Below are 14,152 nucleotides of genomic sequence, written 5' to 3'. Positions count from 1 at the left end.
CCGTCATGCCGGAAAGCCCTCTGGACCAGATCAAGGCGCATGCCGACCCGGACCGAGCCACCCAGATGGCGGCCTATCACAAGGTCGATCGCCCCTATCTTGGCGTACCGAACCCTGTGCTGAATGATCTGACCAAGAGCTGGCGGCAGCAGATGGACGTGGACGCCCGTGTCGCGCTGGCCGATCAGCTGTGGCAGACCAACATCCACGAGGCGCGGCTGGCAGCCGCCAAGCTGCTGACGCAGGCGCGCATCCGTCCCGATCAGGCGGTTTGGGACCTGCTGCAAAGCTGGCTGCCCGATTTCGACGCCTGGGCGGTCGCCGATCATGCCAGCATGGCCATGCAAAAGCGCCTGTGGGCTGACCCTTCGCGGCTGGATCAGGTCGAAAGCTGGACCACCTCGGATCACATGTGGACCCGACGCGCGGCACTGGTCGCCACCCTGCCCTGGACCAAGCAGAACCACCCCAAGCCCGAAGATCTGCAGCGCCGCGACCGTATTCTGAGTTGGGCCGCCGGCTATGTCCCCGATCGCGACTGGTTCATCCAGAAGGCGGTGGCCTGGTGGCTGCGCGACCTGTCGAAACATGACCCCGACCGGGTCCGGGCGTTTCTGGCCGCGCACGGTGATGCGATGAAGCCCTTTGCTCGCAAAGAGGCCGGCAAGTACCTGAAAAGTCAATCGGAATAGACGTCCAGCTCGACCAGCTCGTCAAACGGTACCAGCAGAGCGCGCATCGCCTCGAGCGAGAGCCGCCCGCCGCCGCCCTCGGGGCCCGACGCGGGAACCAGCGTCACATAGGCCTGCGCCCCGGTCTTCGTCACCACGACCCTGCCATTCCGCTCGACCTGCACCAATGGCGTTTCCAGCCAGCGCCCCGGTTTGTTCGGATCGCCTAGCCCCGCGATCGTGCGTTTCGCACCGCTCCAACCGGGTTGCGCCGCCGCAACGGGCTGTGCCGCGACGACCTCGGTTTCCGTGACCACCGCATCCGGTTTAACGGTCGGCGTTTCTGGCGACCGGTCCAAGGTCTGCCGCACCGCATCGCAGCCGGTCAGAAACGCAGGAAGGAGGATAAACAGGTATCGCATGCAACCAACCTACCCCTGCCCGCGCCCGTGTTCCACCCCTCGAGCGCAGTTGCGACTTGCCGTATCGCATTACCCGCTTTACCTATTGAGCATGACTGCTCCGCTGATCGATCCGTTTGCCCGCGCAATCACCTATCTCCGCGTCTCCGTCACGGACCGCTGCGATTTCCGCTGTGTCTATTGCATGTCGGAAAACATGACCTTTCTGCCCAAGAAAGAGCTGCTGACGCTGGAAGAACTGGACCGGATGTGCTCGACCTTCATCCGGCTGGGCGTGGAAAAACTGCGGATCACCGGGGGCGAACCGCTTGTGCGCCGTGGGATCATGAGTTTCTTCGACTCGATGACCCGGCATCTGGACACCGGCGCGCTGAAAGAGCTGACACTGACCACCAATGGTTCGCAACTGGCCCGGTTCGCCGACGACCTGTATGCCGCCGGGGTGCGGCGGGTGAATGTCTCGCTCGACACGCTGGACGAAGACAAGTTCGCCCAGATCACCCGCTGGGGGCGGCTGAAACAGGTCTTGGGCGGAATCGATGCCGCGCAGAAGGCGGGGTTGCGCGTGAAGATCAACGCGGTGGCCCTGAAAGGGTTCAACGAGGAAGAACTGCCCAAGATCACACGATGGTGCGCCGAGCGCGACATGGACCTGACCTGGATCGAGGTCATGCCCATGGGTGACATCGGCAACGAGGATCGGCTGGATCAATACTGGTCGTTGAAAGACGTGCGGGCCGAGTACGAAAACCACTATACTGTTACCGATCTGGCCGAGCGCACGGGCGGCCCGGCGCGCTATGTCCGGTTGGAGGAAACCGGGCAGAAGATCGGCTTCATCACACCGCTTAGCCATAATTTCTGCGAAAGCTGCAACCGGGTACGCCTGACCTGTACGGGCGAGTTGTACATGTGCCTGGGGCAAGAGGACATGGCCGACCTGCGCGCGCCCCTGCGCGACCACCCCGACAGCGAAGAGCCGTTGGAACAGGCGATCCGGGCGGCGATCACCCTCAAGCCCAAGGGCCATGATTTCGACTATTCCCGCCAAAAGATCGATGGCCAGATGAGCCGTCACATGAGCCACACGGGCGGCTGACATGTCAGACTTGTCGGGGCGACCCACGGCGCTGTACCGCGTGTACTGCGCGCTGACATCCCTCGCCATGCCGCTGGCTTGGCGCACCGTTCGCGCCAAGCTGCAGTCGGCGGGTGTTTCTGAAATCCGTCAGCGCGAGCGGCTGGGCCATGCGAGCCAGCCCCGCCCCGACGGTCGGCTGATCTGGTTTCATGCGGCCAGCGTGGGTGAGAGCCTGTCGGTTCTGAGCCTGATCAAGCGCATGAGCGAACGGATCGACGATGCGCAGTTCCTGATCACCTCTGGCACCCCGACCTCGGCTTCGCTGGTGGAAAAACGTCTGCCGCCGCGCACCCGCCACCAATACCCCCCGCTGGACAGCGCTGGCCCGGTGGCGCGGTTTCTGGATCACTGGCGGCCCGATGCCGGCGTCTTTGTCGAAAGCGAGATCTGGCCACGACTGATCGTCGAGACCGCCCGGCGCGGGACGCCCCTGGCCCTGCTGAACGCACGCCTGTCCGAGAAATCGGTGGCCGGGTGGAAGAAGCGCCCCGACACCGCCCGCTATGTCCTGAGCCAGTTCCGCCTGTTCCTGACGCAAAACGACCGCACGGCCGCAAACCTGATCGCCATGGGGGCGCCCGTCGATCGGGTGCAACCCGGAACCAACCTCAAGGCCATGTCCGATCCGCTGCCGGTGGATCAAGACATGCTGACGCAGATCCGCGCCCAGATCGGCGCGCGGCCGGTCTGGATCGCCAGCTCGACCCATGCAGGCGAGGAAGAGACCGTTCTGGCCGCCCATGCCGAATTGCTGAACCGCTGGCCCGATCTGCTGCTGCTGCTGATCCCCCGTCACCCTGAACGGCGGGGCGAGGTCTGCGCCCTTGTTGATGCTGCGGGTCAAAGCCACGCCCTGCGTAGCGCCGGGCAGCCGATCACCCGCGACACACAGGTCTATGTGGCCGATACGCTGGGCGAAACCGGAACGTGGTACGCATTGTGCCCGATCGTTTTTCTGGGCGGGTCGCTGAAAGAGATTGGCGGCCACAACCCGTTCGAACCCGCACAGGCCGGGGCCGCGGTGATCACCGGACGGGGTTACTACAATTTCGCCGAGACATTTGCCCCGCTGGTGGACAGCGGTGGCGCGGTCGAAGTGTTCTCGGCCTCGGACCTGAGCGGGGCAGTCGCGCTTTGGCTGTCGGACAGATCGGCGCTGGCAGCAGCGCAAGCGGCGGCGCAGTCCTGCGTGAATACCCAGAAATCGGCTCTGGATGCGGTTGTTGGTACGCTATGTGACAAACTGGGCCTGGAGGGCGCAGGCCCCTGACCGCAAACGGCAGCGGGGGCCTGCGCCCCCGCTACGGAATCAGGCTGCGGGCATCCGCTGTTCGACGATCTCGGCCCACCAACTGCACCCGGCAGGGATCGCCTCGTCGTTGAAATTGTATTCCGGGTGGTGAACCATCGCCGTGTCGCCATTGCCGACCAGGATATAGGCTCCGGGGCGCTCTTCCAGCATGTAGGCAAAATCCTCGCCGCCCATGACCAACGGTGCGACCTCGCAATCGCCCGAGACCGACTTGGCCACTTGGGCCGCAAAATCGGTCTGTTCGTCACTGTTCACCATGACGGGATAGCCGCGCATGTAGGTCACGTCGGCAGTGCCGCCGAACGTGGCCGCGACGCCCGCGCAGATTTCCTTGATCCGCTTTTCGGCCAGGTCGCGCATTTCGCTGCTCATGGTGCGTACGGTGCCCTTGATCTGCACCTTCTGCGGGATCACGTTGAACGCCTTGGACGAGGTCTCGAACGAGGTGACCGAGACGACGACCTGATCGATCGGATCGGCATTGCGCGACGCGATGGTCTGCAACGCCAGAACGGCCTGCGCCGCCATTACGGTCGTGTCCACCGTCTCGTGCGGCTTGGCTGCGTGCCCGCCCCGCCCCTCGAAAGTGATGTCGAACTGGTCGGTCGCCGCAAAGAAAGCCCCCGGCCGGATCGAAAAGCTGCCGACCGGCTTGCCCGGCCAATTGTGCATCCCGTAAACCTCCTGGATGTTCCAGCGGTCCATCAGGCCGTCCTCGCACATCTCGCGGCCGCCACCTCCGCCCTCTTCGGCGGGCTGGAAGATCAACACCACGGTGCCATCGAAGTTGCGGGTCTCGGCCAGGTATTTCGCCGCGCCGAGCAGCATGGCGGTATGTCCGTCATGGCCGCAGGCATGCATTGCCCCCGGTGTTTTCGAAGCATAGTCGAGGCCCGTCGCCTCGTGGATCGGCAGCGCGTCCATGTCGGCCCGCAGGCCGATCACCCGGCCCTTGGTGTCGGCCTTGCCTTTGATCACGCCGACCACCCCGGTGCGGCCAATCCCCGTGACCACTTCGTCGCAGCCGAATTCCTTCAGCTTTTCCGCCACCACCGCGCTGGTGCGGTGTGTTTCGAACAGGATTTCGGGGTTTTCGTGCAGATCTCGTCGCCATGCGGTGATTTCGTCCTGCAATTCGGCAAATCGGTTCTTGACTGGCATTTTCGTCTTCTCTCTCCTTCAAAGCCTCAGGCCGCCGGCATCCGGCTTTCGACCATTTCGGCAAACCATGAGCATCCAATCGGAATGATTTCGTCATTGAAATCGTATTCAGGGTGATGCAGCCCGGCGCTGTCACCATTGCCCAGAACTATGAACGCACCCGGCCGTTCCTGCAACATGAACGAGAAATCCTCGCCGCCCATTACCATCGGTGCCTCGAGGCAGCTGCCGCCCACGGCGATGGCTGCTGCCTCGGCGTGCTGTGTGGGCACTTCGGCGTTGATCGTCACCGGCACGCCACGGGTATAGGTTACCTGCGCAGTTCCGCCCATCGCGGCCGCGACGCTCTGCGTGACCTCGGTCAGGCGGCGCTCGATCAGGTCGCGCATCTCGTTGGAATGGGTGCGCACCGTGCCACGCACGCGCGCCGCTTGCGGGATCACGTTGAACGCGGTCGAAGATGTCTCGACCGAGGTGACCGACAGCACCGCCTGCAGAGTCGGATCGGCGTTGCGCGCCACGATGGTCTGCAGCGCCACCACAAGGTGCGACAGCATGACGGTGGTGTCCACCGTTTCGTGCGGCTTGGCCGCATGCCCGCCGCGCCCTTCCAGATGGATGTCGAACTCGTCCGCCGCCGCCAGCAACGGCCCCGAGCGGATGGCGAATTGCCCCGTGGGCAGGCCCGGCACGTTGTGCATGGCATAGACCTCCTGGATGCCAAAACGGTCCATCAGCCCGTCCCGACACATCGCTTCGGCGCCGTTCCCGCCTTCTTCGGCCGGTTGAAAGATCACCACCGCCGTGCCGTCGAAATTGCGTGTCTCGGCCAGGTATTTCGCGGCCCCTAGAACCATTGCCGTATGTCCGTCATGGCCGCAGGCATGCATGGCCCCCGGCGTTTGCGAGGCATAGTCGAGCCCGGTTTGCTCCTGCATGGGCAGCGCGTCCATGTCGGCCCGCAGGCCGATCACCCGGCCCTTGGTGTCGACCTTGCCTTTGATCACGCCGACCACACCGGTGCGGCCAATCCCCGTCACCACCTCGTCGCAGCCGAATTCCTGCAGCTTTTCCGCAACCAGCGCGCTGGTGCGGTGGGTGTCGTACAAGATCTCGGGGTTCTGGTGAATGTCACGCCGCCACGCGGTGATTTCGGGATGCAATTCGGCAAAACGGTTTCTGACGGGCATGCACGTTTCCTCCACTACCAACATCCAAGCCTAAAGCCTTGGGCTGGGACAAAAAAATCAGGCGGCCAGTTTCTGAACCAACCGCTGCATGAATTGGTGCCCGGCATTGAACTGGGCAACGGTTATGAATTCGTCGGGCTTGTGCGCCTGGGCGATGTCGCCCGGCCCGCAGATCACGGCCGAATAGCCGGCCTCCTGGAACTGCCCCGCCTCGGTGCCATAGCTGACGACATGGGTCGCGTTGTCGCCGGTCAGCGAGCGGACCAGAGCCTCGGCCTCGCCCTCGGGTTCGGGGACCAGCGCGGGAACAGCAAAGCTGGGCGTCACGTCGATCCGCGTCTCGGGGCGGACCTGCTGCATCCGCGCCTCGACCGCGCGCACCTGCGCAAAATAGGCGTCGCGCCATGCGGCGGCACTTTCGCCGGGCACCACGCGGAAATCCATCATGAACCAGCAATCCTTGGCCGTGATGTTATGCGCCGTCCCACCCCGGATCATGCCCACATGGCACGTCGTCCAAGGGGGGTCGAACACCGCCGCCAGCGCGCCGGGTTGCGCGGCCATGTTCTTTGCATTCTGCTGATTGGCCCAGTCGATCAAGGGGGCCGCCTGCATGATGGCATTCACCCCTTCGTGCAGGCGCGAACTGTGGACCTCGTAGCCCACCACATGCGTGTCATAGCCATAGCTGCCTTTGTGCCCGGTCACCGCCTGCATCATCGACGGTTCCCCCACGATCACCGCCGAGCCCTTGGGTAGAACCTTCTGCATCGCCGCGATCATCGGCGGAGCGCCGGTACAGCCGACCTCTTCGTCAAAGCTCAACGCCAGTTGCAGCGGGCGAGCCACGCCCGCGTGATGCGCCTCGACCAATGCCCAGATCGCCAGCGCGTCGAACCCTTTCATGTCGCAGGTGCCGCGCCCGAAATACTTGCCTTCGCGCTCGGTGACCGTGAAGGGATCGCTGTCCCAGGCCTGCCCGTCCACCGGCACCACGTCGGTATGACCTGACAGAACGACGGCACCTTCGTCCCAAGGCCCGACATGGGCAAACAGAGCCGCCTTGTGCGGCTGGTCGGGATCGGGCCAGCGGTGGGCTTCGATGCCATGACTTGCCAGATAGTCCCCGACCCAGTCGATCAGAGGCAGGTTGCTGTCGCGGCTGACCGTCGGGAACGCAATCAGCCGCGTCATGATCTCGAGCGGTGTCAGGCGCCGCGCCATCGGGATCAATACCCGCTGTCGGTGGTCAGAATGAAATGCCCCGGCTCGACCTCACGGTATTCAGACGGCGCGGGCTGATAGTCGATCGGATGAATGGGCGACGGGATCGGTTTGAAATTCAGGTCTTTTTCCGATTTTCGCTGGTTCGGGTCCGCGATCGGCACCGCCTTCATCAGCGCCTGGGTATAGGGGTGCTGAGGGTTCTCGAACACCCGCGCCCGCGGGCCCAGTTCGACGATCCGGCCCAGATACATCACCCCGACATGGTGGCTGACGCGTTCAACCACGGCCATGTCGTGGCTGATGAACAGATAGCTGAGCCCCAGTTCGGACTGCAGTTCCATCATCAAGTTCAGCACCTGCGCCTGCACCGATACGTCTAGTGCCGAAACGGCCTCGTCGGCGATGATCAGCTTGGGGTTCAACGCAAGGGCGCGCGCGATGGCGATACGCTGGCGCTGGCCGCCCGACATCTCGTGCGGGTACCGGCGCATGAAGCTGCGCGGCAGGTGCACCTTGTCGAACAGCTGCGCCACACGGTCCTGCAATTCCGACCCCGAGGCCACGCCATAATTGCGCATCGGCTCGGCGACCTGATCGACCAGCTGCATCTGCGGGTTCAACGAGGCGAACGGGTCCTGAAAGATCATCTGCATGTCCAGCCGGGCCTTGCGCAGGCCCTTCTGGTCCAGTTTCATGATGTCGACGCCATCGAGGTCCACCTCGCCCGACAGCGGCTCGACCAACCGCAGGATCGACCGCCCCGCCGAGGACTTTCCGCAGCCGGATTCACCGACCAGACTCAGCGTCTGACCCCGGTTCAGAGTGAACGATACATCCTCGACCGCGTGCACGTTCGAGATCGTGCGGCGCAGCAGCCCGCCCTTGACAGGGAAGCGCGTGGTCAGGTTGCGGACCGTCAGCAGCACGTCCTCGGTTCCGGGAATCGGAGCGATGTTCTGGCCCTCGACTCCCAGCAGCTTCATCGGTTCGGGCGCGGATTTGCCGCGCATCTCGCCCAGCTTGGGCACCGCGGCCAGCAAGGCCTTGGTGTAGTCGTGTCGGGGGTTTTCGAAAATCTCGGTGACGGTGCCCTCTTCGACCTTGTTGCCGCGATACATGACCACGACGCGGTCGGCCATCTGGGCGACCACGGCCATGTCATGGGTGATGAACATGACCGCCGTGCCGGTTTCGCGCTTGAGCCGGTCCATCAGGGCCAAGATCTCGGCCTGGATCGTCACGTCCAGTGCCGTCGTCGGCTCGTCGGCGATCAGCAGGCGCGGCTCGCAGGCCATCGCCATGGCGATCACCACCCGCTGTCGCATCCCGCCTGACAATTCGTGCGGGTACTGTTTGAGGCGCCGCTCGGGCTCGGGGATGCGGACCTGCTTGAGTAGCTCCAGCGCGCGCGCCTCGGCCTGTGCCTTGGACATGTTTTTGTGGATCCGCAGGCCCTCGGTCAGCTGTCGGCCCACGGTGAAGACCGGGTTCAAAGCGGTCATCGGTTCCTGGAAGATCATCCCGATCTCGTTGCCGCGAATCTGCTTCATCAGGTCCTGATCGGACTTGGCCAGATCCAGCTTGCGCCCGTCGCGTCGGTCGAACAGCAGTTCGCCCCCCGCGATCTTGCCGCCGCCGAATTCCACCAGCCGCATCAGCGACAGCGACGACACCGATTTGCCCGACCCCGATTCGCCCACGATGCAGACGGTTTCGCCCGGATGGACCTCGAACGAGACATCCTCGACCCCGACGACCGGTCCATCCTTGGTCTGAAACTCGACGCGAAGTTTTCTGATATCGGCAATAGGCTGGTCCAGCACGCGCGCGCTCTCCTTGAGGGCTTGTTCGATTTGAGTGCCAAACGCTAAGGCGGCGAAGTGGGAAAAGTCAAACCCATTGCCCGATTTCGCTGCGGCAAGGCTTGCAATTTTCCAAAACTCTGTTTCGATACCCCGCGTAACCGCGCCGGAAAACCTGTGCAGGCCGCAATAAGCGAAACCTTTTTTCTTTTCGTTACAGCAGCTTGCCCCACGCGCGGCAACGCCAAGTCCGCAGGCCTTGCGGAATAATCGAGACACGAATGTGTCCAACATGGAGTGTATGATGAAAATCAAAGCCCTTTTGCTCGGTGCGATTGCAAGCACGGCGATGGCCCCGATGGCCATGGCCGAGCGCGGATCGGACGGCAATGTCAGCATCATCTATTGGCAGGCGCCCTCGATCCTGAACCCGTTCCTGTCGGGTGGCACCAAGGATGTCGAGGCGGCCTCGCTGGTGATCGAACCGCTGGCCCGCTATGACCAGGACGGCAACATGGTGCCCTACCTGGCGGCCGAAATCCCCACAGTCGAAAACGGCGGTGTCAGCGAGGATCTGACCTCGATCACCTGGAAGATCGCGCCCGGCATCACCTGGTCGGACGGCTCGCCCTTCACCGCGGCGGACGTCAAGTTCACCGCCGACTACTGCATGGACCCGGAGGGCGGATGTGCGCAGGTGACCAAGTTCGAAGGCGTCACCAGCGTCGAGGCGCTCGACGATCTGACCGTCAAGGTCACCTTCGAGAAGCCGACCCCCTTCCCCTATGGCCCGTTCGTTGGCGGGGAAAGCCCGATCATCCAGAAGGCCCAGTTCGAAAACTGCATGGGCGCCAAGGCGCCGGAATGCACCGAACAGAACTTCAATCCGATCGGCACCGGCCCGTTTGTCGTCACCGAGTTCAAGCCGAACGACGTGATCACCTTCAAAGCCAACGACAACTATCGTGATCCGAACAAGCCTGCCTTTGCGACAGTGACGTTCAAGGGCGGCGGCGATGCAACCGCTGCGGGTCGCGCCGTGATGGAAACCGGCGAGTTCGACTATGCCTGGAACCTGCAGCTGGCGCCCGAAGTGATCGCGCAAATGCAAGAAGGCGGCAAGGGCACTCCGGTGGCAGGCTTTGGCCCGCTGGTCGAGCGCATCATGCTGAACCAGACCAACCCGTCCCCCGAACTGCCGGAAGGCGAACGTTCGACGGCCAAGCACCCGCACCCGTTCCTGACCGACCCGGCGGTGTACAACGCCATGTCGCTGGCAATCGATCGTCCGCTGCTGGTTGAGATCGGTTATGGCCAGGCAGGCAAAGTTACCTGCAACTGGGTGCCGGCTCCGGCCGCGTTCAACTCGACCACCATGACCTGCGACAAGCAGGACATCGAAGGCGCGAAGAAGCTGCTGGATGATGCCGGGATCGTCGATACCAACGGCGACGGCATCCGCGAAAAAGACGGTGTTCCGCTGAAAGTTGTATACCAGACCTCGACCAACGCCGTCCGTCAGGACTTCCAGGCGCTGATCAAGGAATGGTGGAGCCAGATCGGCATCGAAACCGAACTGCGCAACATCAACGCCTCGGTCTTCTTCGGTGGTGATCCGGGCTCGCCCGACACGTTCCAGAAGTTCTATGCCGACGTTGAAATGTACGCCAACACCTTCAACGGCACAGATCCGCAGTCGTATCTGGGCAACATGCTGTGCGACAAGGCTCCGCGTCCGGACACTCAGTGGCAGGGCGAGAACATCTCGCGCTGGTGCGACCCGGAATATGACGCGCTGCATGCCCAGCTGGCCCAGACCGCCGGCCTGGAAGCCCGCGCCGAGATCGCGAAAAAGCTGAACGACATGGCCGTAATGGGCGGCGCGATGATCCCGCTGGTGCACCGTGGCCGCCTGTCGGCACATTCGAACACGCTGGGTGGCGTCGTTCTGAACGTGTGGGACAGCGAGCTGTGGAACATCGCTGACTGGTACCGCAAGACCGGTTCCTAAGCGTCAGGCTTGCACTGCCGCGCCCCGGTGTCTATCGGGGCGCGGTTACCTGCATCCACCCCAACGAAAAGACGCATGCACAAAGGCGCCTTTGAATGCTCAACTTCACCATTCGACGACTGATCCTGGCCGTTCCGACGCTGTTGTTCATCAGTCTCGTCATTTTCCTGCTGCTCGAACTCGCCCCCGGCGACCCGATGGCGCAGGTTCCGCTGACCGTTCCGCCCGAAGTCAAAGAGAAGATGCGCGAGGCGCTTGGCCTCGGCCAGCCGATGCATGTCCGGTTCTGGAAATGGATCGTGCAGTTCTTCTGGATTGAACCTCAGGTTCTGGTCGATCACATTTTTGGCACTACCTTTTCCGAAGGTGACCTGCGGGTGATTTCGTGGCAGACCCGCTCGCCCGTCATGGACATCGTCGTTCAGCGCATCCCGCAGACCCTGTGGGTTGTCGGCACCGCCTATGTGGTCGCCATCCTGATCGCGCTGCCCATCGGCATCTATTCGGCCTATCGCCAGTATTCATGGTTCGACCAGATGGGCACCTTCGTGTCGATGGTCGGCTTCTCGGTCCCGCCGTTCTTCTCGGGGGTGCTGGTGATCGTGATCTTTTCGGTCCAGCTGGGCTGGTTCCCGTCGATCTATGACACGACGCATGTGGTCAATGACTGGGACAGCTTCGTCGTTCAGCTGAAACAGATGATCATGCCGGTGATGGTGCTGGCGCTGCAGATCACCGCGCAGCTCAGCCGGTTCATGCGCGCCTCGATGCTGGACAACTTGAACCAGGACTACGTCCGTACCGCCCGCGCCAAGGGCTTGAGTGAGTACACCGTCGTCATGGTGCATGTCCTGCGCAACTCGATGATCCCGGTGGTCACCGTGATCGCCTTGGGGATTCCGTCGATCTTCGGCGGCGCCATCATTACCGAGCAGGTATTCAAGGTGAACGGCATCGGACAGCTGCTGATCGGCGCCATCCAGGCCAACGACCTGCCGATGGTGCAGACCCTGACCTTCATCTTTGCCGTGCTGATCGTCCTGTTCAACCTGATCGCCGACGTTCTCTATGGCATTCTGGACCCGAGGATCCGCTATGACTGACAAGGATCGCTTTGTCCCCGACGAAGGGCTTGCGCCCGCTTCGACCGCTCTGCCCGCCGCGGACGTGGTCGAGGAATTCACCGCCCCGCCCCGCAGCCAGTGGCGCGACGTGTGGGACCAGTTCAAGACCCACAAGGGCGCCATGATCGGCGCGATGCTGTTCATCTTCATCGTCGCGGCCGTCTATCTTGGCCCGTTCCTGTGGACCATCGACCCGACCCAGATCGACATCCGTGCCCGCAACCAGGGGCCCAGCTGGGCCCATCCGTTCGGTACCGATCAGCTGGGCCGGGACATCTTGGCCCGGATGATGTCGGGGGGGCAGACCTCGGTCTCGGTCGGCATCACCGCGATGCTGCTGGCGCTGTTTCTTGGGTCGTTCATCGGCGTGGTCGCCGGGTTCTTCAAACGGTTAGACGGGCCGCTGATGCGCCTGACCGACCTGTTCCTGGCCCTGCCGCTGCTGCCGCTGCTGCTGGTGATGATGTTGCTGTTCCGCGAGCCTCTGTCCGCTGCGTTCGGGCTCGAGCGTGGGATCTTCATCCTGATCGTCTGCGCCATCGGCATCACCTCGTGGATGCCTACGGCGCGGATCGTGCGCGGCGACGTTCTGGCGATCAAGGAACGCGAATTCGTTCTGGCCGCCCGCTCGATCGGCACCAGCAACACGCAGATCATCACCCGGCATATCCTGCCCAACGTACTGTCTCCGATCATGGTGTCGGCCACGCTGGGCATCGCCACGGCGATCATCACCGAAAGCGCGCTGTCCTTCCTGGGGCTGGGCTTCCCGCCTGATTTCCCCACCTGGGGCCGGCTGCTGTTCGATGGTGTTGATTATCTGCAGCAATACCCCGAGCGTGTGTTCTGGCCCGGCCTGGCGATCTCGCTGACCGTTCTCAGCGTGAACTATCTGGGCGACGGCTTGCGCGATGCGCTCGATCCGCGGATCCGCGGACGCTGAACAAAAGTCAGTCGGCGCGCCGAAGCGCGCCGGCCAACACAACGATCACAACTGCCAGCGGCAGCAGGACGCCAAAGGCCAGCCGCAGTGATAAGATCCCCGCCAGAAGCCCGATCAGCGGCGGACCGATCAGAAGACCTCCGTACCCCAAAGTGGCGACACTGGCGATGGCCTGCCCCGGCGGGACATGCGGGTCGTTCGCGGCTCGGCTGAAGGCCAGCGGCATGATCACCGCATAGCCCACGCCCATCATCGCGAATCCAGCCAGCGCCCCGACCGCCCCCCCGGCCGATACCACCAGGAACACGCCCAAGGCCGCGCAGGCTCCGCTGACCCGGGCCACCGGCACCGGGCCGAACCGGGCTATCACGAGCCCACCCAGGAGCCGAGCTGCAACCATGGACACCGAAAAGACGGCATAGCCCAATGCCGCAACGCTTTCAGCCACACCCGTGACATCCCGCAGAAAGATGGCGCTCCAATCGGCCACCGCGCCCTCGCCCAACGCGCCGCACATCGCGGTCAGCCCGACCAGAACCAGAACCCCGCTGGGCAAGGCAAAGATGGCGTTGCCGTCGGACTGCACCCGCCGCGACGTCCATCGGACCCAAGACAGGGCAAGCGCCAGCGCCACGGTTGCCCCGCCGGCCAGCAAGAAATGTGGCAACACGTCAAGCTGCAGCTGAACCGCGCCGTAGCCGCTGAGCGCTCCCAACCCGGCGCCGAGGCTCCACATCGCGTGGAACGAGGACATCACCGGTTTGGCGTAGGCCTGCTCGACCTCGGCGGCCCAGGCGTTCATGCCCACATCCATCGAGCCGTGGAAGGCCCCGAAGATGAACAGGAACGCAGCCAGCATGGCGAAGCTGTCGGCGGCCGCAAGAAGGATCAGTGATGCTGTGTACAAAACCGCGATCACCCGCGTCACTGTCACCGCTCCGAACCTGTCGGTCAGGCGTCCGGTGACTGGAAAGGAACACACCGCCCCAGCCGCCATGAACAGCAGGCCATAGCCCAGCTCTTCGTGGCTCAGCCCCAGACGGTCACGGACGGCCGGAATGCGCGAGGCCCAGATGCCGAACAGGGCGCCGTTCAGGATGAACATGGCGGCCACGGCCCGCCAGGCTGAAACCAATCCGATCATTTGC

12 protein-coding genes are annotated in these 14,152 nt (G+C 63.5%); 6 read left to right on the top strand and 6 right to left on the bottom strand.

Annotation, left to right across the window (positions count from 1 at the left end):
* Nucleotides 1-5: 5 nt before the first annotated feature.
* Nucleotides 6-692, top strand: a complete 687-nt coding sequence (locus AC2FM3_RS02905; RefSeq protein WP_496678915.1) for a DNA alkylation repair protein — start codon at nt 6-8, stop codon at nt 690-692.
* Here the strand turns inward: AC2FM3_RS02905 and AC2FM3_RS02900 are convergent.
* Entirely contained in the window at nt 680-1,093 is a 414-nt protein-coding gene (locus AC2FM3_RS02900; RefSeq protein WP_496678913.1) for a hypothetical protein, read from the bottom strand. The genes AC2FM3_RS02905 and AC2FM3_RS02900 overlap by 13 nt on opposite strands.
* Before the next feature lie 91 nt (nt 1,094-1,184).
* On the opposite strand from AC2FM3_RS02900, the gene moaA reads away from it, so the two are divergent.
* Entirely contained in the window at nt 1,185-2,192 is a 1,008-nt protein-coding gene (gene moaA, locus AC2FM3_RS02895) for a GTP 3',8-cyclase MoaA (protein ID WP_496678912.1), read from the top strand.
* 1 nt (nt 2,193) lies between these two features.
* Entirely contained in the window at nt 2,194-3,504 is a 1,311-nt protein-coding gene (locus tag AC2FM3_RS02890) for a 3-deoxy-D-manno-octulosonic acid transferase (RefSeq protein ID WP_496678911.1), read from the top strand.
* Between the two features lie 39 nt (nt 3,505-3,543).
* Here AC2FM3_RS02890 and AC2FM3_RS02885 read toward each other — a convergent pair whose 3' ends face one another.
* The 4 genes from AC2FM3_RS02885 to AC2FM3_RS02870 are packed head-to-tail and all read right to left on the bottom strand — an operon-like array spanning nt 3,544 to nt 8,947.
* Entirely contained in the window at nt 3,544-4,707 is a 1,164-nt protein-coding gene (locus tag AC2FM3_RS02885; RefSeq protein WP_496678909.1) for a M20 aminoacylase family protein, read from the bottom strand.
* A gap of 26 nt (nt 4,708-4,733) precedes the next feature.
* Nucleotides 4,734-5,897, bottom strand: a complete 1,164-nt coding sequence (locus AC2FM3_RS02880; RefSeq protein WP_496678907.1) for a M20 aminoacylase family protein — start codon at nt 5,895-5,897, stop codon at nt 4,734-4,736.
* Nucleotides 5,898-5,954: 57 nt separating this feature from the next.
* Nucleotides 5,955-7,121 (bottom strand): acetylornithine deacetylase, encoded by a 1,167-nt coding sequence (argE, locus tag AC2FM3_RS02875; protein WP_496678905.1) that lies wholly within the window; start codon nt 7,119-7,121, stop codon nt 5,955-5,957.
* A gap of 5 nt (nt 7,122-7,126) precedes the next feature.
* Nucleotides 7,127-8,947: an ABC transporter ATP-binding protein gene (locus tag AC2FM3_RS02870; RefSeq protein ID WP_496678903.1), complete on the bottom strand. Its 1,821-nt coding sequence runs from the start codon at nt 8,945-8,947 to the stop codon at nt 7,127-7,129.
* 283 nt (nt 8,948-9,230) lie between these two features.
* Here AC2FM3_RS02870 and AC2FM3_RS02865 point away from each other — a divergent pair, with 283 nt between their 5' ends.
* From AC2FM3_RS02865 to AC2FM3_RS02855, 3 genes are all read left to right on the top strand, one after another.
* Complete coding sequence (locus AC2FM3_RS02865) at nt 9,231-10,937, top strand: peptide ABC transporter substrate-binding protein (RefSeq protein WP_496678901.1); 1,707 nt, start codon at nt 9,231-9,233, stop codon at nt 10,935-10,937.
* 95 nt (nt 10,938-11,032) lie between these two features.
* On the top strand, nt 11,033-12,040 hold the full coding sequence (locus AC2FM3_RS02860) for an ABC transporter permease (RefSeq protein ID WP_496678900.1): 1,008 nt from the start codon (nt 11,033-11,035) through the stop codon (nt 12,038-12,040).
* A complete protein-coding gene (locus AC2FM3_RS02855; protein WP_496678899.1) occupies nt 12,033-13,004 on the top strand; it encodes an ABC transporter permease in 972 nt (323 codons plus the stop codon). The genes AC2FM3_RS02860 and AC2FM3_RS02855 overlap by 8 nt, the downstream gene beginning before the upstream one ends.
* Before the next feature lie 7 nt (nt 13,005-13,011).
* Here the strand turns inward: AC2FM3_RS02855 and AC2FM3_RS02850 are convergent, their stop codons facing one another.
* Nucleotides 13,012-14,148, bottom strand: a complete 1,137-nt coding sequence (locus AC2FM3_RS02850; protein WP_496678897.1) for an MFS transporter — start codon at nt 14,146-14,148, stop codon at nt 13,012-13,014.
* Nucleotides 14,149-14,152 lie beyond the last annotated feature (4 nt).

This window comes from Ruegeria sp. BHSB172, assembly GCF_059613165.1.
The sequence above is the reverse complement of the archived record's forward strand: the minus strand, read 5'-3'. Positions and strand labels throughout refer to the sequence as shown.

Bases quoted from the DNA above. Each gene is read 5' to 3' on its own strand.
- AC2FM3_RS02900 (WP_496678913.1), bottom strand. From the start codon at position 1,093: ATGCGATACCTGTTTATCCTCCTTCCTGCGTTTCTGACCGGCTGCGAT.
- AC2FM3_RS02865 (WP_496678901.1), top strand. From the start codon at position 9,231: ATGAAAATCAAAGCCCTTTTGCTCGGTGCGATTGCAAGCACGGCGATG.
- AC2FM3_RS02885 (WP_496678909.1), bottom strand. From the start codon at position 4,707: ATGCCAGTCAAGAACCGATTTGCCGAATTGCAGGACGAAATCACCGCA.
- AC2FM3_RS02890 (WP_496678911.1), top strand. From the start codon at position 2,194: ATGTCAGACTTGTCGGGGCGACCCACGGCGCTGTACCGCGTGTACTGC.
- AC2FM3_RS02860 (WP_496678900.1), top strand. From the start codon at position 11,033: ATGCTCAACTTCACCATTCGACGACTGATCCTGGCCGTTCCGACGCTG.
- AC2FM3_RS02905 (WP_496678915.1), top strand. From the start codon at position 6: ATGCCGGAAAGCCCTCTGGACCAGATCAAGGCGCATGCCGACCCGGAC.
- AC2FM3_RS02880 (WP_496678907.1), bottom strand. From the start codon at position 5,897: ATGCCCGTCAGAAACCGTTTTGCCGAATTGCATCCCGAAATCACCGCG.
- moaA (WP_496678912.1), top strand. From the start codon at position 1,185: ATGACTGCTCCGCTGATCGATCCGTTTGCCCGCGCAATCACCTATCTC.
- AC2FM3_RS02855 (WP_496678899.1), top strand. From the start codon at position 12,033: ATGACTGACAAGGATCGCTTTGTCCCCGACGAAGGGCTTGCGCCCGCT.
- argE (WP_496678905.1), bottom strand. From the start codon at position 7,121: ATGGCGCGGCGCCTGACACCGCTCGAGATCATGACGCGGCTGATTGCG.
- AC2FM3_RS02850 (WP_496678897.1), bottom strand. From the start codon at position 14,148: ATGATCGGATTGGTTTCAGCCTGGCGGGCCGTGGCCGCCATGTTCATC.